Origin of the sequence: Bifidobacterium biavatii DSM 23969, from assembly GCF_000741165.1 — a bacterium.
Taxonomy (GTDB): domain Bacteria; phylum Actinomycetota; class Actinomycetes; order Actinomycetales; family Bifidobacteriaceae; genus Bifidobacterium; species Bifidobacterium biavatii.
Genome location: NZ_JGYN01000002.1, coordinates 83,949 through 105,154, shown reverse-complemented (window position 1 = coordinate 105,154; position 21,206 = coordinate 83,949). Strand labels below are relative to the sequence as shown.

General features: G+C 63.0%; 16 protein-coding genes. 10 read left to right on the top strand and 6 right to left on the bottom strand.

All coding sequences use genetic code 11. The features are described from left to right. Positions 1 to 208 precede the first annotated feature (208 nt). The 4 genes from BBIA_RS00705 (at position 209) to BBIA_RS00690 (ending at position 7,837) form a co-directional block, all read left to right on the top strand. Positions 209 to 2,404 (top strand): glycoside hydrolase family 36 protein, encoded by a 2,196-nt coding sequence (locus BBIA_RS00705; protein ID WP_033492419.1) that lies wholly within the window; start codon positions 209 to 211, stop codon positions 2,402 to 2,404. A gap of 84 nt (positions 2,405 to 2,488) precedes the next feature. After that, positions 2,489 to 4,987 (top strand): alginate lyase family protein, encoded by a 2,499-nt coding sequence (locus BBIA_RS00700; protein WP_033492420.1) that lies wholly within the window; start codon positions 2,489 to 2,491, stop codon positions 4,985 to 4,987. Between the two features lie 133 nt (positions 4,988 to 5,120). Continuing rightward, on the top strand, positions 5,121 to 6,788 hold the full coding sequence (locus BBIA_RS00695; protein ID WP_033492422.1) for a glycoside hydrolase family 43 protein: 1,668 nt from the start codon (positions 5,121 to 5,123) through the stop codon (positions 6,786 to 6,788). A 161-nt stretch (positions 6,789 to 6,949) separates the two neighbouring features. After that, entirely contained in the window at positions 6,950 to 7,837 is an 888-nt protein-coding gene (locus tag BBIA_RS00690; RefSeq protein ID WP_051923599.1) for a sugar phosphate isomerase/epimerase family protein, read from the top strand. Positions 7,838 to 7,924: 87 nt separating this feature from the next. Here BBIA_RS00690 and BBIA_RS00685 read toward each other — a convergent pair whose 3' ends face one another. The 4 genes from BBIA_RS00685 to BBIA_RS00670 form a co-directional block, all read right to left on the bottom strand. Further along, positions 7,925 to 9,283, bottom strand: a complete 1,359-nt coding sequence (locus tag BBIA_RS00685; RefSeq protein ID WP_033492424.1) for an ATP-binding protein — start codon at positions 9,281 to 9,283, stop codon at positions 7,925 to 7,927. A 107-nt stretch (positions 9,284 to 9,390) separates the two neighbouring features. Beyond that, positions 9,391 to 10,479: a VanZ family protein gene (locus BBIA_RS00680; protein WP_033492426.1), complete on the bottom strand. Its 1,089-nt coding sequence runs from the start codon at positions 10,477 to 10,479 to the stop codon at positions 9,391 to 9,393. Between the two features lie 213 nt (positions 10,480 to 10,692). After that, positions 10,693 to 11,523 carry a YdcF family protein gene (locus BBIA_RS00675; protein WP_081891757.1) on the bottom strand — a complete coding sequence of 277 codons (831 nt, stop codon included), beginning with the start codon at positions 11,521 to 11,523 and terminating at the stop codon, positions 10,693 to 10,695. Between the two features lie 92 nt (positions 11,524 to 11,615). Further along, on the bottom strand, positions 11,616 to 11,912 hold the full coding sequence (locus BBIA_RS00670) for a hypothetical protein (RefSeq protein ID WP_033492428.1): 297 nt from the start codon (positions 11,910 to 11,912) through the stop codon (positions 11,616 to 11,618). Between the two features lie 445 nt (positions 11,913 to 12,357). Here BBIA_RS00670 and BBIA_RS00665 point away from each other — a divergent pair, with 445 nt between their 5' ends. After that, complete coding sequence (locus BBIA_RS00665) at positions 12,358 to 13,755, top strand: glycoside hydrolase family 28 protein (RefSeq protein ID WP_033492430.1); 1,398 nt, start codon at positions 12,358 to 12,360, stop codon at positions 13,753 to 13,755. Positions 13,756 to 13,855: 100 nt separating this feature from the next. Here the strand turns inward: BBIA_RS00665 and BBIA_RS00660 are convergent, their stop codons facing one another. Next, the gene (locus tag BBIA_RS00660) at positions 13,856 to 14,167 is read right to left on the bottom strand and encodes a type II toxin-antitoxin system RelE/ParE family toxin (RefSeq protein WP_033492432.1); all 312 of its coding nucleotides are present in this window, start codon (positions 14,165 to 14,167) and stop codon (positions 13,856 to 13,858) included. Further along, entirely contained in the window at positions 14,160 to 14,444 is a 285-nt protein-coding gene (locus tag BBIA_RS00655) for a type II toxin-antitoxin system Phd/YefM family antitoxin (RefSeq protein WP_033492434.1), read from the bottom strand. Before BBIA_RS00655 ends, BBIA_RS00660 begins: the two co-directional genes overlap by 8 nt. A gap of 909 nt (positions 14,445 to 15,353) precedes the next feature. Here BBIA_RS00655 and BBIA_RS00650 point away from each other — a divergent pair. The 5 genes from BBIA_RS00650 to BBIA_RS00630 all read left to right on the top strand — a co-directional run bounded on the left by BBIA_RS00650 (position 15,354) and on the right by BBIA_RS00630 (position 21,186). After that, on the top strand, positions 15,354 to 16,283 hold the full coding sequence (locus BBIA_RS00650; RefSeq protein WP_033492436.1) for an ABC transporter permease: 930 nt from the start codon (positions 15,354 to 15,356) through the stop codon (positions 16,281 to 16,283). Between the two features lie 43 nt (positions 16,284 to 16,326). Beyond that, a complete protein-coding gene (locus BBIA_RS00645; RefSeq protein WP_236023804.1) occupies positions 16,327 to 17,310 on the top strand; it encodes a carbohydrate ABC transporter permease in 984 nt (327 codons plus the stop codon). A 234-nt stretch (positions 17,311 to 17,544) separates the two neighbouring features. Beyond that, positions 17,545 to 19,230 (top strand): extracellular solute-binding protein, encoded by a 1,686-nt coding sequence (locus tag BBIA_RS00640; protein ID WP_033492438.1) that lies wholly within the window; start codon positions 17,545 to 17,547, stop codon positions 19,228 to 19,230. 285 nt (positions 19,231 to 19,515) lie between these two features. After that, positions 19,516 to 20,244: a YesL family protein gene (locus tag BBIA_RS00635; RefSeq protein WP_033492441.1), complete on the top strand. Its 729-nt coding sequence runs from the start codon at positions 19,516 to 19,518 to the stop codon at positions 20,242 to 20,244. A 159-nt stretch (positions 20,245 to 20,403) separates the two neighbouring features. Further along, on the top strand, positions 20,404 to 21,186 hold the full coding sequence (locus BBIA_RS00630; RefSeq protein ID WP_033492442.1) for an alpha/beta fold hydrolase: 783 nt from the start codon (positions 20,404 to 20,406) through the stop codon (positions 21,184 to 21,186). The last annotated feature ends 20 nt before the right edge of the window (positions 21,187 to 21,206 follow it).

Genomic DNA, 21,206 nt, shown 5'->3' with positions numbered 1-21,206 from the left:
ACATCTGGAAAACAGCATGAAACGCTTACCAGTATAGCGGCTTTCTGTTGTATGTTGTTGCGCGAGTTGCGCGGAAAAGTTATCGGTAAGCGCTTTCCAATCCGGCGTGTCGCGCGGTAAGCTGTATCGCAGTGGAACACAGCCGGCAGGCACGGAACGCCCGCGGCCGCGACCGGGAGCCCCCGACGACGGGAGCGGAAAGGACATCATGCGAACCGTACTGAACAGCGTAAGCTGCGGTGATCTGACCGCCGTCTACCGCCGCGACGCGGACAGTGGCGTCGTCGAGCTCGTGCTGACGCCGACCGATCGTGCGGACGCGATCGTGCGCGACGACTGCGCGGCCGAGCCGCTCGTGCAGGCCAAGATCGTCGGCGACGACTATCCGTTCGGCTTCAGCCAAGGACGCACGATGCGGAACGCGACGACCGTCACGCAGCACATGACGTACGGCGAGCCGCACGTCGACTCCATGCCGGACGGCACCGTGCGCGTCACGACGATCGTCGACGACGATCGCGGCTGGTACTACGAGCACGTGCTCACGATGACGCCGGCGAGCCGCGCCGCGGAAATCCGTACGTCCGTCGTCAACGACTCCGCGCGTGCCGTCACGTTCGAAATGCTCTCCAGCTTCACGCTCGGCTCCATCTCGCCGTACCAGACCGGACTCGACCCGGAAAACCTGACCCTGCACCGCCTGCGCAGCACTTGGAGCGCCGAGGGACGCGTGCTCTCCCAGCCGCTCGAAGACCTCGAACTCGAACCGAGCTGGCAGAAGTACAGCGCGAACTCCGTGCGCTTCGGCTCGATCGGCAGCTTCCCTGTGCGCGAATGGGCGCCGTTCGTCGCCGTGACCGACCGTCGCGCCAACGTGACGTGGACGGCGGCGACTACGCACGCTTCCAGCTGGCAGATCGAAGCGTACCGTCGCGACGAGGGTCTCAGCCTGTCCGGCGGCATCGCCGATCGCGAATTCGGACAGTGGACGCACGTCGTGCGCCCCGGCGAACGGTTCGACGCGCCGTACTCGGTTGTCGCGGCCGTTGCGGGCGGCGTGGATGAGGCCGCGCAGGCCGTGGCCGGCAACGTGCGCAAGGATCTGCGCGTGCCCGCATGCGAGAATCACCTGCCGGTGATCTTCAACGAATTCTGCTCGACGTGGGGCTGCCCGAGCGAGCGGAGCGTGACCGAACAGCTCGACGCGGTCAAGGCGCTCGGCGTGGAGTACTTCGTGATCGACGCCGGCTGGTTCGACGATCAGGCGTTCGAGTCGGCCAGCCGGTTCGGCAAGTGGGAGGTCAGCAAGAAGGCGTTCCCCAACGGCATGAAGCCGGTCGTCGACAAAATCCACGAGGCCGGTCTCAAGGCCGGCATCTGGTTCGAATTCGAAATCGCCGGCCGCGAAGAACCCGACTGCTTCAACAAGACCGAATGGCTGCTCACGCGCGACGGCCTGCCGATCACCTCCGGCAACCGCCGCTGGTGGGACATGCGCAACCCCGATGTGCAGGGGTACCTTGCACACAAGGTCATTGACTTCCTCAAGGACAACGGCTTCGACTACATGAAGGTCGACTACAACGACACCATCGGCATCGGATGCGAAACGCCGGATAACGCTGCTGCGTCGCTGGGGGAGGGACTCTACGACCAGATCCAAGCGTCGCAGACGTTCTTCCGCCGCATCCGTGAGGAACTGCCCGACCTGATGATCGAAATCTGCGCGTCCGGCGGCCACCGTCTCGTCCAGAGTTTCATGACGATCGGCGCGATGGCCAGCTTCTCCGACGCGCACGAATGCGACTACATCCCCGTCGTCGCCGCGAACATGCACCGCATGATCCTGCCGCGCCAGTCGCAGATCTGGGCCGTCGTGCGCGACGAGGAGCCGGACGACAAGCTCTACTACCAGATCAACTCCGGCCTGCTCGGCCGCTTGTGCTTCAGCGGCGACGCGACCGCGTTCGCCGGGCGCAAGAACGAGATCATCCGCGACGGCGTCGCGTTTTACCACGAGGCCGCACCCGTCATCGACCATGGCGAGACGCACTGGTACGGGCCGCGACTCGGCAGCTACAACCGACCGACCGGCTGGCAGGGCATCGTGCGCGACGGCGAAACCGGCACCACGGCCGACGGTCGCACGCTCGTCGTGCTGCACACGTTCCACGACGCGCCGGCGACGATCACCGTGCCGGTCGACGGCCCGTCCGGCGACGTCGAGGCGGGCGCGTCCGGCACGAACGCGACCCGCATCGCAACGGCGACGGACGAACCGGCCACCGCGCGCATCGCCCGCACGTTCCACCGCGACGGCGTCACCGTCACGTTGGACGACGACATGCTCACCGTCTCCGGCCTCGCCGACTTCGACGGCGTCGCCGTACTGCTCGAACGCTAATCGCGCGACCGTTCCCCGCAAGGGGACGCATCGCAACGCCCCGCCGCCGCCCGCGGTGGCCGGACGCCAAGGAAAGGATCTGACATGGCCGATCGCACAGCCGAGAACGACTATCCGACACGGGAGCGGGCCGTCGAGCGCATCGTGCGCATCCGCACCGGGGAGGGCGACTGGGTCGCGCTCAACGCCGACGGCACGCTGACCGTCACCGCCGACCGCGCGCTCGCCGAACGGTTCGCGCTTTACTGCTCCGCGTACCTGCCCCGACCGCACGACCCGACCCTTGCGCTCGACGGCGCGCAGGCGACGTGGGTTGCGATCCGGAGCGTCACAAACGGCAAGTATCTGACGATCCAGAACTACTACGCCGAGTCGGGCAAGCCGCTCGCGCGCACGGGCGCGATCGTCGCCGCGGACTTCGACAAGCAGCCGCCATACTACGTCAAGCGCGGGCTCACGTTCGTCGTCACCGTGACCGCGCCGGACGCGTACTGGAACGAACGGTTCACGCTCATGCCGCAGCCGGACGGCTCCGTCATCATCGGCAGCCACGCCGACGACCTGCGCGACGAGCCGGACTGCGCTGCGTTCCCCATGCGCGTCACGCTGTCCGGCGCGTATGTCGACTACGGCAACGTCGCCGTGCAGCGGCTGTATCTTGAGGACGCCGACGACTGCCCGTCATGTTCTTTCCCTGTCATTTCGACCGGAGCGCAGCGGAGCGGAGAAATCTCTTCCGCTCACGACAATACGGGGGATAAGATCTCTCCACTCGCTTCGCTCGGTCGAGATGACAGTGAGGAGCTCGCTGCTGTTCGAGATGACAGTGAGGAGCTCGTGGCTGTTCGAGATGACAGTGAGTCTGTTTCCGAGATCAACGCCGGCGACGGGACGACGATCGCCGTGCCGCGAACGTTCGCGCATCCCGGCGTGAACCTGTCCGCCGCGCAGCTTGAGGCCATGCGCGACCACGTGCGCCGGCACGAGCAGCCGTGGTACGCCGACTGGCTGCGGCTCACGACCACCGTGCCGAACGACATGGCCTGCGAACGCTACCAGCCGACCTTCCGCGAAGGCGTCGGCCGCGGCAACCCGACCGGCTCCGGGCACATCGGCGACTGGGAGATGTCGTGCGCGGCCGCCTACTTCAACGCGCTGCGCTGGGCGGTCACCGGCGACGGCAAGTACGCGGAAACCGTCACGCGCATCGTCGACGGCTGGGCGCGCACGCTGCACGTGATCGACGGACGCGACCGCATCCTCGGCGCGTCGCTCGCCACGATCAAACTCATCAACGCGGCCGAAATCGTCCGCTACTTCGACGGCGGCCACCCGAGCATGACCGACGACATCTTCGCGGCATACCAGACCATGCTGCGCAACGTCGTCTACCCGGTCGTGCGCGACGGCGGCGCGCCCATGAACGCCAACGGCAACTGGGACGTGGCCCCCATGACCACGCTGCTCGCCATCGGCGTCGCCACCGACGACCCGCGCATCTTCGCGCGCGGCGCGGCCATGTACGTGAGCCCCTACTGCAACGGCTCGATCGTCAACTATCTGACCGACTGGGGGCAGAGCGTCGAATCCGCGCGCGACCAGGCGCACGGCCAGCTCGGCATCGGTGCGATGATCGACACGTGCGCGATCGCCGAACATCAGGGCGTCGACCTGTGGAGCCTGTACGGCAACCGGCTCGCCAAAGCCGTCGAATGGTGCGCGCAGTACAACCTGTACTCCGGCGACGGCGAGCTTCGCGCCGTGCCGCTCGCCGGTATCTTCGGCTACTTCGACGACATCTCCTACTGGGACCACATGGAGGAGCAGGGCGTCTACCGCGGCCAGCTGCGGCCGATCTACGAGACCGCGCTCGCGCACTACCGCGGCGTGCCCGGCGTTTCGACCGTGTGGACGGAGCGCGCGGCCCGTGTGATGCGGCCGGAGGGACTCGTCCACTTCGACAATCTCAACTTCTCCACGCTCACCTGCTACAACGGGCCGGCCGAGACGACTGATACAACGCCGCGCGTCCGCCTGCGCACAATGATCGAACCGTGGTACCAGCGGACGTGGGACGCGATCCGCGGCGCCGGCGCGGTGCCGTCCAACGCGCTGATCGGCGGCGTGGTGCCGAGCGGACTGACGACCGAAACGATGCCGTCGTACTTCGCCGTGCAGCCGGACGGCACGCTCGCCGTGACGGCCAAGAGACTCGATGCGGCCGTGCTACGCGTCGTCGATCACGGCGCCGGCGCGGTGTCGCTGATCGATGCGGCCGACGGTCGTGCGCTGACCGTCGGCGACGAGCTGCCGGACGGCGGACGCGAACTGCACATGACCTCGCCGCCGGCGGATGATGACATGCCACGGGCCGCACGGTTCGCGCTGCGCAGCTGGGGCATCGGGCCGATGTACCTCGCATGGGACGGACGACTCGTCGAGATCGTCTCTGAAGGCGACGGTGACGACCCGCACGACCCCGCGCATCGCACGCTGCGGCTGCGACTCGGCACCAAGCTGGACGGCCGCAACATCGACACCACCCCCGCCAACTGGCTCACCTTCATCTACGAATCCGACTGATGTGTCATTTCGACCGAGCGTCAGCGAGCGGAGAAATCTTTCGGAGAGCAACCCTCTGGAAAGATTTCTCGACCCCGCTTCGCTCCGCTCGAAATGAAAAGCACCCCACGTCACACCAAAGGAGCTGACACCAATGACTACGATGATCACCAACCCGATCCTGCCGGGCTTCCACCCCGACTCGAGCGCGCTGCGCGTCGGCGACGACTACTACATCGCAACATCCACATTCGAATGGTGGCCGGGCATCGATATCTACCATTCGCGCGACCTCGTCAACTGGGAGTGGGTCGCCTCGCCCGTCAACCGCGAATCGCAGGTCGACCTGCGCGGCAACTACGATTCCGGCTCCCTGTGGGCGCCGCACCTGAGCTACGCGGACGGCAAGTTCTGGCTCGTCTACACCGACGTGAAAACGTACGCACCGTTCAAGGACACGCTCAACTACGTCATCACCGCGCCGAGCATCACCGGACCGTGGAGCGAACCGCACTTCCTGACCGCCTCCGGCTTCGACCCGGCCATCTTCCACGACGACGGTCGCAAATGGTTCCTCAACATGCTCTACGACTACCGTCCGGGCCATCAGATGTTCGCCGGCACCGTCATCCAGGAATTCGACCCGACGACCATGAAGCTCATCGGCGAACGCAAGCACTTCTACAAGGGCACCAAGCTCGGCGTATGCGAAGGTCCGCAAATCCTCAAGCGCAACGGCTGGTACTACCTGCTGTGCGCGGCCGGCGGCACAGGCTACATGCACGCCGCCACCGTGGCCCGCGCCCGTTCGCTCGAAGGACCGTTCGAGGATTCGCCGTACACGCCATTGATGACCACGCGCGACGAGCCGACCAACCCGCTGCAGAAGTCCGGACACTGCTGCTTCCTGCAAATCGGCGACGAATGGTACGTCACGCAGATCTGCGGGCGTCCCTTGACCGAACGCGGCAACTGCACGCTCGGCCGCGAAACCGCCATCCAGAAGATCTACTGGACCGAAGACGGCTGGCCGCGGCTCATCAACGACACGATCAGCCCGGACCTGCTCGTGCCCGCGCCGGCCGTGTCGCAGGGCGTCGTGCAGAAGACCGACCGTTCCGAACGCATCGACTTCGCGCCGGACGCGGCCGCGCAGGCGTGCGCGCCGCTCACGTCCGTGACCGACCCAGCCATTCCGCCGAGCTTTAAGACGCTGCGCTGCGCGCTTTCGGCCGAGAAGGACTATTCGCTCACCGCGCGCCCGGGCTGGCTGCGCCTGTACGGCGACCAGTCGCTGCGCTCGCAGCATCATCAGGTGCTGTTCGCGCGGCGCTGGGAGGCGTACGATTTCGATGCGGACACGGTGATCGACTTCGACCCCGCGAACTACCAGCAGGTGGCCGGACTGATCCTCTACTACGACACGCAGAACTGGATCTATGCGTACGTGTCGTTTGATTCGGAAGGTACGGACCGGCGCATCCTGCAGGTGCTGCGCTGCGATCACGAGGAGCTGACGTACGGCTCCGACGCGGTGGCGCTGGATGACGGTCCGGTGCGCGTCAAGGTCGAGGTGCGTCACGCCGTGGCGAACTTCTATTACGCGCAGGGTGACGGCGTGGCGGATGCGTCCGGCTCCGCCGAACCGGGTTGGAAGCCGCTCGGCGGCGACCAGCCCGCCGACCACATCAGTGACGACTACGTGGAACGCACCATCAAGGGCTGCGCGTTCACCGGCGGCATGGTCGGCATCTGCGCGCAGGATATGGACGCCAAGCAGTCGCACGCCGACTTCAAGTACTTCGACTATCAGGAACAGTAGTTTTTCTCGGCTCCCTCGGCTGAGGGGGCTGTCAGCGAAGCTGACTGGGGGAGCGTAGAAGCCACAACATTTCAGAGCTTGTGACGCCCACTTGTCCGCTGCACTTGACAGCTCGTTGAGCAAGAGAAGCCGAGCAACGACACAATCGAAAGGAAACAATCATGACATGGGAACTGGCCGCGTCGACCCTCGGCGCACCGTACGACACGATGGACGAACTCGCCCGCACGTTCAGGAACACCGGCGTCAAGCAGATCGAGGTCGCCGTCGGCGACGAGATGAAGTTCACGATGGCTTCCACCGACGACGAGCTCAAGGCCATGCGCGACGAACTCGCCGACAAGGCCGGCGTCTCGATCTTCGGTGTCGACTCGCGCGTGCAGGTATGCAACACCGACCGCGAGGACGACGAACTGGTCGAAAGCCTCGAACACTGCCTGCACATGGCGTCCGTGCTGGGCGCCAAGTACGTGCGCGTCTTCCCGACCGCGCCGCTCGAGCCGAGCTGGGATCCGGACCGTCTGCCCGGCATGGTGCTGCCCAAGGGCATGAACCTCGCTGGCGTGTCCAAGCGCGGCGCCGAGATCATCGCCCGCGCCCTGCCGACCGCCGACAAGCTCGGCGTGCAGCCGCTCATCGAAACGCACGACAGCCACACCAACGGCGAGCGCAACGCGATCATCCACTACTATCTCGATAAGATCGCGCCGGGCAACCAGGCCGGTTCCATCTGGGATCTCGCCCACCCGTGGCGCGTCGGCGAGGCGCCGGCCACTACGTTCGAGTACCTGAAGCCGTATCTGGTGAACGGCCGCGGCGTCGTGCAGATCAAGGACTGCGCGTTCCCGGGCGACCAGACCCCGGTATTGCAGGGCACCGGCCGCGTGCCGCTGGCCGAATGCTGCAAGCTGCTCAAGGACGGTGGCTACACCGGCCCGCTGTCGCTTGAATGGGAGCGCCGCTGGTACCCGCAGGTCGAGCCGCTCGAGGAGGCCCTCGTCGCTGCCCGCAAGGCCATCGAGGCCCTGCCCGCCGAATCCCAGCTGTGAGCAGGATCGCATTGTTCTGACTAGGTGACCTATGTGACGATGATGGGCGTGACCGGAACCCAAGCCGGTCACGCCCATCATCGCTTGTTATTCCAAAGCGCTCAAATCCACAGTGAACGGCATGGAATCGGGCAGTCGCTCCGGTTGCAGGAACATGGTCATGTATAACGGCAGATAGATAATCGAGCCGTCTTGGACGATGTTGCCCTTGCACAGGACATACGCTTCGTTGAGTCCCCATTCCTGTACGTGAAGCACGTTGTCGAGCGCCTTGTGTTTGGTCCAGTCGTTGCCTGATTTGACCTCCACGGGGATGACCCGTGTGCCCGACTGCACGAGGAAATCGACTTCGCCGTACTGCTTCGAGTCGAAATAGTGGGGTGTGAATCCTTGCGCGGTCAGTTCCTGGGATATGACGTTTTCGGTGATGCTGCCCATGTTCGTTTCGAGGTTGCCTTGCAGCAGCGCGAATTGCGCGTTGTCCATCGTCTCCGCGCACAACAGCCCGGTGTCTCCCATGAAGAGTTTAAACAGGCTTCTTTTCTCGTTGGCGGTAAGCGGAGTGGCCGGCGACTGCACGTTGTAGCACGGCAACGCCACGCCGGCATCGGCCAACCACATGAAACTATTGGCGTACCTGTTCTGCCGTGCGTTCGCATTGATGCTGGTCAGGATGAACCGGCGATTGTGGTCGTCCAACTGCGACGGAATCGCGTCGAATATCGCACGAATTTTCGTACGGTCCGACCGTTCCGCATATTTGGCGATGTCCAGACGATACAGGTCGAGGATGTCGTTCTGCAATGCGACGACTTGGGCGACATCGTGCGTGTCCACGTAGCGCTGCACGACTTCGGGCATGCCTCCTACGATCATGTACACCTGAAAAAGCTGGAGCATGGTGCGATGTACGGAGTCGCTGACCGGACGTCGCGCAGTGAAATGCTCCCGCAGCATGTCAAACGTGCTGTCCTGTACGCCGTTTGCACGGCAGAATTCCTCGAAGTCCATCGGATACATCCGGCATTGCTCTTCAAAGCCGACGGGATAGGACGGTACATCGCGGACGCGTACGCCGAGTAGCGATCCGGTTTCGATGTAGTCGAAGCGTCCGTCTTCGACAAGGAATTTGATGGCGGTGCGTGCGCGGGGACATTCCTGTATTTCATCGAGCAGGATCAGCGTGCTGCCGGGCTCCAACGGCGTACGCAGATAGGCGGTCAGATTGGTGATGATTGTTGCGGCGTTCAATGGTCCCGAGAAGATATCGGCTGCATGCTCGTCGGTGAGGAAGTTGAGTTCCGCAAATCGAGCGTAGTGTTGTTTGGCGAACTCGCGGACCAAGGTGGTTTTGCCGATCTGTCGTGCGCCGGTCAGCATCAGCGCCTTGTGCCTTTGACCGCGCTTCCATGCTTCGAGTACATGCCATACTTTGCGTTCCAGCATTGCAAATCCTTAGTTTGTCACATTTTTCTCAATTCTATCAGCTTCTTTATCACGTTTTTCTTAGTTTTTATAGATGAATTGTCACGTTTTGCCCTGACGTGGTGATGTCACATGGTTGCGACGGCAGGTGTGGGAGGAGCCAGCGCTGTTTCGTCATCGGCCGGCAGCAGGTCGTAGGGCATCTGCTTCTTGGCCCAGTAGAAGACGAGCAGTACGAACACGAGCAGGCCAGAACGCGGGATCAGCCGCGCGAACACGACGATCACGAACACGGCCGTGCGTGCCGTGTAGAACAGCACGCGCCGCCAACCGGACCGTGGTCGCGTCTCGCAGGTCATGTGCGTGAACCCGCCGCCGAGCGTGCGCCCGCCGCGCAGCCACGGCACCAGCAGCTCGAAGACGAGCAGCGTGATCAGCGTCACCATATCGGAGAACGTGACGTCGTTGCCGAACACGTGGCCGATGACCGGGATCGACTGCCATGTCGCGATGTCGCGCAGTGCGAACATGTCGTACAGCACCGTGACGAGCATGGTCGTCGGCATCGCCACGGCCGTGATCACCGTCAGATCGATGATGTACGCGATGCAGCGGCGCAGGAATCCCGGCTGCGTCACCGTCGTCAGATCGTGCGCGCGCGGCGGCACGAGCCGGTCGAACAGCCGAGCGCCGGCAAAACCAAGCAGCGCGCCCAGCGTGTTCGTGATGAGATCGTCCACGTCGAACAGCCGGTACGAGCACGGGTAGAAGCCAAGGAATCCGGTCAGCTGCAGCGTTTCGATCATCAGGCTCGTTGCGAAGCCGACTGGCAGCGCCGCGGCAAGCGGCCAGCGGAAGACGCGGCCCATGATGAAGCCGAGCGGCAGGAAGAACACGACGTTCAGTGCGAGCTGCATGATCGCGGACAGGCCGTCGGTGCGGATGTCGCCGATGAACTGCAGCGGGTTGAGCTGCGGAGTCAGATGATGCGCCGCGCAGTAGGCGACCGGGTCCTCGGGCATCGGGTAGAGCGTGAAGCACAGCAGGCCGATCGCGTACAGCACCGTGCCGTACGCGACGAGCGCCTGCGAAAACCGGATGCGATTGTAGCGGTGGTACAGCAGCGCCAGCACCGGCACCGTGAGCACGGCCGACACGAACGGCCACAGCGCGACCGCCAGCATGAACGGACGGCTGAAATAAGCGATGTATCCCATGATGTTCCCTCGTCTCTCTCGTCTTTCGCGAGCGGCACGCGATGTCACCGCGCGTGTGATGCCGCGACGTGCACGATGCGTCGTCTCTCTGCCACTCACTGTAGTTGACTGTCCGCGCAGTCGTGTTCATGCGCGGGGATGAAATGACGGGGGTGGCGGATGCGACCGCATCGTTCCGAGGAGTGAGTGCGGGTACGGCCGGCGCGCTCGGGGTCAGCGCGAGGCGAACGCCGGATTGGCCTCGCGCGTGGACAGCCCAAAAACGCGACTCAGCTGTCCGTACGCCCGTTCGACGTCGTCGGGGATGTCCTCGTGCGCGATGTAGCCGCGCCCGGCCGGGCCGTATCCGTTCGCGTCGTCGCGCAGCCGCGGAATCTCGCCCATGAGCAGCGTGACGTACCGGTCCATGTTCCACATGCCGACGGGCGGATCGAGATATCGCAGCGCGGCGGCATGGGGAATGACGGTCGTGCGGTATGCCGCGTAGTTGACGATGCGCGTGTCGGGCGCGTGCTTGCGCAGTCCGGCGGCCATGCGCCGCTGCATCGTGGCGTCCTGGATGAGGATGACACTGCGGCACGGTTCGCCGTGCGCGCGCAGCAGGTCGAGCATGTTGGTGATGTTGTTGCCGCAGTTCGTCGACTCGCGTTCGAGATAGTCCGGTTCCAGTCCGTGCCGTGTGCGCAGATAGTCGGCGAAGATGTCCGCCTCGCAGCGGCCGTCGGTGACGATGTCGGGGAAGCGTTCGTGCATCATGTCGCGCAGCGTCTGCGTGGTGTGGCCGGCTCCGCCGACGATCATGGTCCGTCGCGCGACGTTGTTGCGAATGCCTTCGGCCAGCACGTCGCCGCCGGCGATGATGCTGCCGCCGAACAGGACCATGACGTCGGCACGTTCAAGTCCGGTCGCCTTGATCAGGCTGGGTCGATTCAGTCGCGTGATGTCGCGCGGTCCGCAGAACGCCGCCAGTCGGTTGATGTCGGCGGCGGTGGTTGTCGCGTGCTCCGTTGGGCCGGCTGCCATGCCGGTGATGTCGTCGTGCATATTCGACCATTCTACGCGTCGGGTGGCGGACGGCGGGCCTGTTGGACTTCGTTGATCTCGCTCGCGGCACAAGGTGCCTGCCGAGATCGCGGTCAGGTGTTGACGATATGGCGGCGGGAGCGGGTCATGTCGGACAGGGCGCCGAAGATGACGCCCGCGAAGATCGCGATGATCATGGTGACCGTCGTGGCGCTGGCGACCAAACTCACCTTCTGTGCCGGGTCGATCATCTCGATCTTGGCGGGAAGCAGGATCGCGCTTATGCCGAAGAACGGCGCATACCAGCCGATGGTGCCGAAAAACTGTCCAATGGACGCGCGCCAGGGGAATCTGCCGGTGTCCTTGGGCGCGAAGACCGCAGGGCCTTCGGCAGAAATACTCATGCTCATGCTGCTCCTTTGCCGGATGCGTTGGCGGTGTTGGGCCGTCTTTGCCGTCGTGGCGCGGCGGCGCTATGCCGCCGTTGCGGTGTAACCGATGTCATAACGTAACGTCAAAGCACCCCATTTGCAAGCGCTTTCCATTTTTGGTGTATCGTGATCATATGGTTCTGTCTGGCGCCGACCAGGGCGGGGCGATGTGCGTTGTCTTGGTCGGTGGTGCCTTTGATTAGGCGAAGTATCTGGAATATTGAAACTTTTATCCTTCGTTCGTCGGTATGGTCCGAGGCTGCGCCGAGTTTTTTGCGACGGTTCGCATATGGTCGTGTCGGCGTATATAATGGAAAGCGTTTACCGAAATGATGCGGGATAAGCGGAATCGACGGAAACAAATACGCTGGCGATCCTCCTGCATGACAGACGACAAGCATTCATATTCGCAAAGGACTGAACAATGACGATCAACACCAAACTCACCTACGACGTGCGCGATTACGGCGCCGTCGCTGACGGCACGACCAACGACGGCCCGGCCATCCAAACCGCGATCGACGAGGCCACGGCGAACGGCGGCGGCCGCGTCGTGCTCGCCGGCGGCACGTTCCTCGCCGGCACGATCAAGCTCAAGTCGAACGTCACGCTGGAAGTCAGCGAGTCGGCGACCCTGCTCGCGAGCCCCGACATCAACGACTACGCGGCCGACGTGCACCACAACCGCTATCGCAACGAAAAGGCGCTCGACCGTTGCTTCATCTACGCCGAGGACCAGCACGACTTCGCGCTCGTCGGCCGCGGCATGATCGACGGCAACGCGTCCGCGTTCCCGAACGAGGGCTCGATCTATCGCCCGATGATGATCCGCATGCTGCGCTGCCGCAACGTGCACGTCGAAAACCTGCGCCTGTACGAGGCCGCCGCGTGGACGACCGCGTTCCTTGACAGCGAATACCTGTGGATCCACGGCCTCGACATCAAGAACGACAAGCGCTACAACGGCGACGGCCTCGACTTCGACGGCAGCGCGCACGTCTTCATCTCCGACTGCTACGTGCGCGGCACCGACGACAACTTCTGCCTGCAGTCCAGCAGCAAGGACTATCCGGTGCACGACGTGCACGTCACCAACTGCGAATTCTCCGGCGTGTGCGCGGGCATCCGCATCGGCCTGAAATCCATCGGCGACATCTACAACGTGAGCATCTCGAACTGCACGCTCAACCGCGTCTGGCGCGAGGGCATCAAGCTCGAATGCACCGAAGGCGGCTCGATCAGCGACATTTCCATCAGCAACATCGTCATGCGCGACGTGACCCGTCCGATCTTCGCCGTACTCAACAACCGCTTCGAACTCGACGACTACGGCACGTCCGTCGAACTCGACCGCATGCCCGAAATCGGCACAATGGCGCGCATCTCGATCAGCAACCTGATCGCGACCGACGACGGGGAAATGGAGCACGTGCACCGCCGCTTCACCGACGACGTGATGGGCGAGCCGCGCTTCGCCGGCATCCGCTTCGATGCGGCCGACGGGCACCCGATCGAAGACGTGACGCTCGACAACGTGCGCTACACGTTTATCGGGGGCGTGAAGCTCGCCGACATCCCGCCGCTGGACGAGTATCCGCGGCTTGTCGACAAGCTCGCCGAGCCGGACGTCAAGTCCAGCGAAAACTACTGGCCGGACTGGTCTCGCACCGCGTTCATGGACCTGCGCAACGTGCACGGCCTTGAGCTCAACCGCATCCGCCTGCGTTCGATCCGCCCCGACGAACGCCCCGCCGTCCTGCTCGACGGCTGCGCCATGGTCGCCGATCCCGACGTCACCGTCGACGGCAAGCGAATGGACTGAGCGGCGTGATTAAAGTCACGATATGATTGCGCGATACGGCGCTGTGACATGGCAATGGGCTCTCCTCTGCACGGTGGAGAGCCCATTGCCATACGTTCGGCTATCGCAGGTGCCGAATCAGATCGCGTCTGGCGTAGATGACTCGGGCGACGGTGACTGTGGACGTCGCCTCGTCGACCCAGTAGAACACGGCGTGATTGCCTACGATCACGCGCCGATACTCGTGCCGCAGCGGCCGTATCGGAATGTATGCGGGACGCGCATACGGATATTCGGCGAGTTCCTCGATCGCCGCGTTCAGATTGACGGCGAGGGTTTCCGCCGCTTGCGGGCTTTCTAATTCGCGCACGATATAAGAGACGGCCTCGTTCATGTCCGAAACGGCTTTCGGCAGAATCTCCACCTTATACACGCGCGGCTCCGTCAATCGCGGCGCGCATGGAAGCCAGTGCCTCTTTCGGGCTGAATCGTTTGCCGGTGGTTTCGGCTTCGCGTTCGCCTTCGACCAGCATGTTATATACCTGACTGTCGAACTGCAGCTGCTCGTATGCCTCCATGCTGAGCACCACCATGTCTCCGAATCCGTTTTTGGTAAGGAACACGGGTTGTCCGGTCTCATGTACGATGCGGGAGACGTCCGCGAAATTATTGCGCAGGTCCGATACCGGGCGGATCATCTGATCGGTCATTGGAATCACCTCCACGGTGGATTTTAGCATAATTATGCTAAAATCTGCTTCGGTGAGCGGCGTAATGCGTCCGTCTGATGATGGAAGCGCCTGCGAGAAACGGGGGCACGCGATGTTGTCGCTATGCCGGCTGTGGGGCATGGGTTGTGGGTATAACCGGGACAATACCGTGTTTTGTGCTTGCCGTGGTGATGGAGGAATTCCAATCGTGGGTATAACCCGGTCCTTTTTGTCCACGGTCGTGGGCATGAACTGACTATGTGCGAAAACGTGGGTATGAACGGTATATGAATGGGCGGGAATGGGCCTGTTTGCGTACCGTTCATGCCCACGATCCCGTGGCGACGTACCCGTCTATGCCCACAATGCCATGACACTGGAAGGATGATGCAGGCATTCGAACATCCGGTCCGAGTGGATGGTCGAATGGATGGTCCGCCGCATGGCTTGAGGATGGTTGGCGCCCATCATTCGATGAGATGCGTGTCGAGCGTGCATCGAGAAGTCCGTTTGGACGAAGCGAGTTGTGATACGACGGGGGGAAATTGTGCGTGATGTTACGTGGATTGTTGCGTAATAGGTTACGTTTTGGCGAGGTGATGGCGGGGAATCGGTTGGTGTCGATGATGTTGCTGCGCGTGCGACACACGGTGAAATGACACAATTAAAGTTTTTGAAAATGTCGGAATGATGCTGATTTGCCAGTTTTTTCAACGATGGTGACGCAAACGCGGTAAGCGCTTACCGGCGTGTCGCGCAAGAGATGATTTGTTGCGTAACTGGTTACGTGATATGGTGATAACCAACAGAACAACAGAGCGGAAATGGACACGAGGTCTGTGACGTTCCCGCATTCCGGCCGGTTGGCGCGATGTCCGCGCGGATCGGGGTTCTCGGTGAGGAGGATTGATGGAACAGGTCAAAAAGACCCCAAGGCTTTTGTCGCATAGCTGGCGCCTGCTGTACATGGTGCTGCCGTTCGCGGCGTTCGTGCTGGTCTTCAACTATCTGCCGCTGCTGGGTTGGTATTTCGCGTTCGTGGACTACCAGCCGGGCGTGGCCCCGTGGGAGATGCCGTTCGTGGGACTCAAGTGGTTCCAGTCGATCGTCTCCTCGCCCGAGCAGATGCACACCATCGGCCGTGTGCTGGTGAACACGCTCGGCATGAGCTTCCTGGGACTTGCCTGCAGCGTCCTGCCGCTGATCTTCGCGATCCTGCTGTATGAGCTGCGCTCCAGCAAGCTGCGCCGCGTGGTGCAGACCCTGACCACCGCGCCGAACTTTGTCAGCTGGGTGCTGGTGTACGCGCTCGTGTTTGCGTTCCTGTCCGTCGACAACGGCGTGGTCAACAACCTGCTCGTCGACTGGGGCGTCATCAAGCAGCCGATCAACTTCCTGCTGAGCTCCGACCACATGTGGCTCAAGATGACCGCCTTGGGCATCTGGAAGTCCATCGGCTGGTCCGCGATCATGTATCTGGCCGCGATCAACGGCATCGACCAGGAGCTGTACGAAGCCGCGTCGATCGACGGCGCGAACCGCTTCCAGCGCGCGATCCACATCACCGTGCCGGGCCTGTTGCCGACGTTCTTCGTGCTGCTGCTGATGAGCGTGGCGAACATCATCAACACGGGCATGGACCAGTACTTCGTGTTCTCCAACGCGATGAACAAGGATTCCTTGGAAGTGCTTGACCTGTACACGTACAACATCGGTATTTCGCAGGGCAACTTCTCGTTCGCCACCGTGATCTCCATCCTCAAGACCGTCGTCTCCCTGGCGCTGCTGTTCTCCGTGAACGGCATCTCCAAGAAGGTCCGCGGCAACTCGATCTTCTAGTCCGGCCGCATAGCCTCATTCGATAAGCAAAGGAGCATTGATCATGTCCGCACAGGCGATTTCGGCCGTCAAGCCCGCCAGGGCCGCCAAGCCGGCCAAGGCCGTGAAGGCCAAGAAGGATTCGCGCAACCCGATGGACCAGCTGTCGACCGGCGAGAAGGTGTTCAACGTGTGCAACACCATCTTCATGGTGTTCATGGCGTTCATCTGCTTCTACCCGTTCTGGTATATCTTCATTAACACCATCTCGAACAACAAGCTCAGTGCCGACGGCAAGGTCCTGTTCTGGCCGCAGGGCATCCACTTCGACAACTATAAGACGATTTTCGAGCTGCCCGGCATCGCGAATGCGACCGTCGTGTCCGTGCTGCGCACCGTGATCGGCACTGTGCTGTGCGTGGCGGTCTCCGCGTTCCTCGGCTTCATGATGACGCAGACGAAGATGGCCCACCGCCAGTTCATCTACCGCTTCTTCGTGGCCACGATGTACGTGAACGCCGGCCTGATCCCGGGCTACATCCTGTTCAACTACCTTGGCCTCCTGGACAACTTCCTCGTGTACGTGATTCCGGGTGCGGTCTCCGCGTTCAACATCGTGCTTGTCAAGACGTACGTCGAATCGTCCATCCCGCAGTCGCTGCAGGAGGCCGCTGAGATCGACGGCGCCGGCACGTGGACCGTGTTCTTCAAGATCGCACTGCCGCTGATGGGCCCGATCCTGGCCACGCTGGCGATCTTCTCCGCCGTTGGCCAGTGGAACAGCTTCATGGACACCGTCCTGTACATCACCAACGACAAGCTGCAGACCCTGCAGTACGTGCTGTACCGCTACCTGTCGCAGGCGCAGGCCATGGCGAACATCATGGCGCAGAACGGCGGTGGCGCCGACATGGCCGCGACCGGCGTGACCACGCAGTCGATCAAGCTGACCGTCACGATGGTCACCGTCCTGCCGATCTTCATCGTCTACCCGTTCATGCAGAAGTACTTTGTCAAGGGCATCACGATCGGCGCCGTCAAAGGCTGATATGAGTCTTGACTTCGCCGGCTTTACGCCCGGCCGGCGAAGTTGATACCCCCATAACCAAACAATCCGTAGCAATCCTGCGCACCCAAAATCGTAACTAGTTACTCAATCGCTCATTGCCGAGCAACTGGTTCCCCGGGGGGACACGGCCGGCTACCGCAACCCCGAACAACATCACACGTCGCGAGACCACGGCAGGTCCCGCGCCTGACACCCCCAAAGAAGGAGAAACCCATGAACAAGAAGTACATCGCCCGCATGAGCGCCGCTGCTGCGGCCGCGGCCATGGTCGTCCCGCTGGCGGCCTGCGGCGGATCCACCGCGGCCGGCAACCCGAACGAGATCTCGATCTTCTCGCAGGGCGCCACCTACGAAGGCACCCTCGACGGCTACGTCGGCAAGGGCATCAAGGACGCGACCGGACTCACCGTCAAGGTCACCCCGTCCTCCGTTGGCGGCACCGACCGTTTCCAGACCAAGCTGACCACCGGCAACCTCGGCGACCTCGTCCTGTTCGGCAGCCGAGACGCCTTGAAGCAGGCCATCGACGCCGGCCAAGTGCTCGACCTGAACACCGTCAAGGATAAGCTGCCCAACGTGTTCCGCTTCAAGGACGGCGTGAAGCGCATGGAGAAGCTCGACTCCGGCAAGGTGTACGCCATCCCGTCCGGCGTGGCCGAGAAGGCCGAGCTGTCCAAGGGCGACCCGGTCAACGTGCCGGCCATGCGCTACGACTACTACAAGGAACTCGGCTCCCCGGAGATCAAGGACTACTGGTCCTACAAGGACGTGGCCGAGGCCATGGTCAAGGCCCACCCCAAGACCGAGAAGGGCGACAACTTCTACGCGCTGAGCCTCTTCGGCGGTTGGGACGGCACCTCCGCCGAGCAGATCCGCTCCATCGCCTACGCGAACGGCTGGACCAACAACGACGGCATCAACGGCTACACGTTCATCAACATGGACCCGATCAACAAGAAGGTCCAGGACCTGCTCGAGGACGACAGCCTCTACCTGCAGGGCCTCAAGTGGGCCAACTCCATCTACCAGGACGGCATGCTCGACCCGGATTCCGCCACGCAGACCTGGGACGACTACCTGAAGAAAGCTGAGAAGGGCCAGTCCGCCATGTGGATCTACGGCTACATGGGCAACCTGAACTTCAACCCGGTCAACAAGGACCTCACCGCCCAGAAGAAGGGCTATGAGCGCATTTCCAACGACTCCATGAACGTCGTCGAGAACGTGTCCACCATCGGCGGCACCGAGGGCTGGTTCTGGGGCGTGGCCAAGAACGCCAAGAACCAGGCCGGCGCGCTCAAGTTCCTCAACTACATGTACGGCGACGAGGGCTCCTTCACCTTCGAGAACGGCCCGGAGGGCGTGCTGTGGAAGATGAACGCCGACGGCAAGCCGGAGCTCACCGACCTCGGCAAGGGCGACTGGTCCGCCAACGTGCCGGAGAAGCTCGGCGGCGGCCACGTCAACGAGACCTTCAAGGCCCGCGTCAACGGCCCGACCGTGAACGTCAACGCCGTCAACCCGAAGTACAACTCCGTGTCCGTCTACAACCAGTGGGACACCTACCTGACCGACAACGCCAGCGAGCTTGACAAGGAATGGTCCGCCGACCACGACGGCGCCCTGAACATGAAGGCCGCCATGGTCAAGGACAAGACGGTCACCGCCTTCCCGGCCAAGGACGTTTCCCAGATGGAGTGGAGCAAGGAGGACCAGGTGGTCGTCAGCCAGGTCGGCGACGTCATCAAGCAGTACTCCTGGAAGATGATCTACACCAAGGACAACGCCGAGTTCAACAGCCTCGAGAAGGACATGGTCAAGAAGGCCAAGGCCCTCGGCTACGACAAGCTTGTCAAGTTCGAAACCAAGTTCGCGCAGGAATACTTCGACGCCGAGTGATCTTGACTGATTAAACAACTGGGCGAGCGCTTTACGGGATGCAATGTGGAGGTTCTGACTACCCCTCAGTCACTGCGTGACAGCTCCCCTGACAAGGGGAGCCGAGGTGGATTGGAAGGACCACACGGAAATGCAACACGGCACTTCGCCCGCATCACAGAACGGCTCCCCGTTCCCGCTTCACGGGGAAGGGGAGCCTTCCCCGTATCGCACGGACAATACGGACAACACGCACGGACATCACAAGCACCGCCGACGGCAGGCAGCACACCAAGGAGCATCATCATGAACAAGCAGGCAGTCGCCCAGAAGGTCTACGAGATCACGCTGCTGATCTCGCGTCTCGCCCTGATGAACCTCATGTGGATCGCGTTCACAATCATGGGCCTTGGCGTGTTCGGCCTCGTGCCGGCCACCGTCGCCATTGTCGGCGTCTTCCGCTCCTACGAGCGCGAAGGCGACGCATTCCGCTGGTCCGCCCGTGCATGGCAGCTGTACAAGGCCGCGTTCCGTCGCTTTTGGTTCGTCTCGTTCCTGTTCGTCGCCGTCTGCGCCAGCCTCACGCTCAGCCTGTGGGTGCTCAAGTACCAGAACGGCCCGTGGCTTGTGCCGCTGGTCGTGCTCGTCTACGTCGTCGCGCTCGCGCTGCCGTATCTGGCCGCGAACGAGGCGAACTTCGAGCTGACGATCCCGGCGCTGGTCAAGAACTCGCTGCTGCTGCCGGCCATGTGGACGCTCACGTCGATCAAGATCCTTGCCGTGGAGGCGATCACCGTCGTGCTGTGCGCGCTGCTGCCCGGCCTGATCCCGGTCATGTGCGCGAGCGTGCCGCTGTTCGTCGTCTCCGCGCTCATCACCGCGCGCTGGAACAAGCAGCTGCGACTGCTCGGCAAGGATGAGCTGCCGATCGCCGACGAACAGCGTCCGGCCGGCGCGTCCGGACAGTCCGATGCGGCAAATCAGCCCGGCGACGGACGCGCGTCGATGACCGCGGTCGCGACGCCGACGATCTGACCGGCGAACGCGAGACGGCCGCAATGATCGCAGCGACAGCATCGCCACGGCCGCGACGATCGCACGCACCATGCGACGGCGATCATCGCAAACCGCGCTTCAACCATATTTCGCACGATACGTACGCAATCATTCACGCAACCGAAAGAAGAGAGGACCATGACTGACACCACATACGCGGTGCTCGTGCACGGCTGGGCAGGCTCTCCGCGCGTCTGGGACAGCGTCGACTGGCCCGACGACTGGAACGTGCACGCCTACACGCTGCCCGGCCACGGCGAACGCCGCGACGACGGCCCGTGGACGATCCCGTCCGCCGCCGAAGACCTCGCCGACTATATTCGCAACACGGTTCCGGCTGGCAAGCAGGCGCTGCTCATCGCGCATTCGATGGGCGGACAGCTCTCGCTCGCCGTGCACGCGAACCATCCCGAACTCGTCGCCGGCGAAGTCGTCATCGACCCCGCGTACGGCGCAATGGGCGAGGAGGCGACCTGCGCATTCCACGAGCGCTTCCTCGAGCGCATGGGCAACGATCCGACCAAGGCCGTGCTCGACTTCATCGAAGGCGCCCACTCGCCGAGCATTCCCGACGATGTGTGGAACGGCGTGCTCGACGACATCAGACGTACCAACCCGCAGGCGCTCGTCGACTACTACGTGTCCGAATACCTCGCGCCCGGCGCGTTCGGCATCTGCGACAAGACAGTCCCGGTCGCGCGTCGGCGCACCAAGCCGACGTTCGGCATCTACCCGGGCGTCGAACGCGCGCGGTTCGAACAGTCCTGCGGCACGTTCGACGTGACCGTGTGGAGCGGCGGCCACCGCCATTTCCTCTTCCTCGAGGATCCGCGCCGTTTCCGCGACGAGGTCGTCGGCTGGGCGCTCTCGCGCAAGCTGTACGTGCCGAGTCCCGCGCATCTGACTGCGATCGCGGCATAGGACGGCCCGGCGGGGGAGCC

Coding starts and splice junctions, on each gene's coding strand:
- BBIA_RS00655 (WP_033492434.1), bottom strand. CDS start 14,444: ATGACCGATCAGATGATCCGCCCGGTATCGGACCTGCGCAATAATTTC.
- BBIA_RS00690 (WP_051923599.1), top strand. CDS start 6,950: ATGACATGGGAACTGGCCGCGTCGACCCTCGGCGCACCGTACGACACG.
- BBIA_RS00650 (WP_033492436.1), top strand. CDS start 15,354: ATGGAACAGGTCAAAAAGACCCCAAGGCTTTTGTCGCATAGCTGGCGC.
- BBIA_RS00700 (WP_033492420.1), top strand. CDS start 2,489: ATGGCCGATCGCACAGCCGAGAACGACTATCCGACACGGGAGCGGGCC.
- BBIA_RS00645 (WP_236023804.1), top strand. CDS start 16,327: ATGTCCGCACAGGCGATTTCGGCCGTCAAGCCCGCCAGGGCCGCCAAG.
- BBIA_RS00670 (WP_033492428.1), bottom strand. CDS start 11,912: ATGAGCATGAGTATTTCTGCCGAAGGCCCTGCGGTCTTCGCGCCCAAG.
- BBIA_RS00675 (WP_081891757.1), bottom strand. CDS start 11,523: ATGCACGACGACATCACCGGCATGGCAGCCGGCCCAACGGAGCACGCG.
- BBIA_RS00630 (WP_033492442.1), top strand. CDS start 20,404: ATGACTGACACCACATACGCGGTGCTCGTGCACGGCTGGGCAGGCTCT.
- BBIA_RS00680 (WP_033492426.1), bottom strand. CDS start 10,479: ATGGGATACATCGCTTATTTCAGCCGTCCGTTCATGCTGGCGGTCGCG.
- BBIA_RS00665 (WP_033492430.1), top strand. CDS start 12,358: ATGACGATCAACACCAAACTCACCTACGACGTGCGCGATTACGGCGCC.
- BBIA_RS00705 (WP_033492419.1), top strand. CDS start 209: ATGCGAACCGTACTGAACAGCGTAAGCTGCGGTGATCTGACCGCCGTC.
- BBIA_RS00635 (WP_033492441.1), top strand. CDS start 19,516: ATGAACAAGCAGGCAGTCGCCCAGAAGGTCTACGAGATCACGCTGCTG.
- BBIA_RS00640 (WP_033492438.1), top strand. CDS start 17,545: ATGAACAAGAAGTACATCGCCCGCATGAGCGCCGCTGCTGCGGCCGCG.
- BBIA_RS00685 (WP_033492424.1), bottom strand. CDS start 9,283: ATGCTGGAACGCAAAGTATGGCATGTACTCGAAGCATGGAAGCGCGGT.
- BBIA_RS00695 (WP_033492422.1), top strand. CDS start 5,121: ATGACTACGATGATCACCAACCCGATCCTGCCGGGCTTCCACCCCGAC.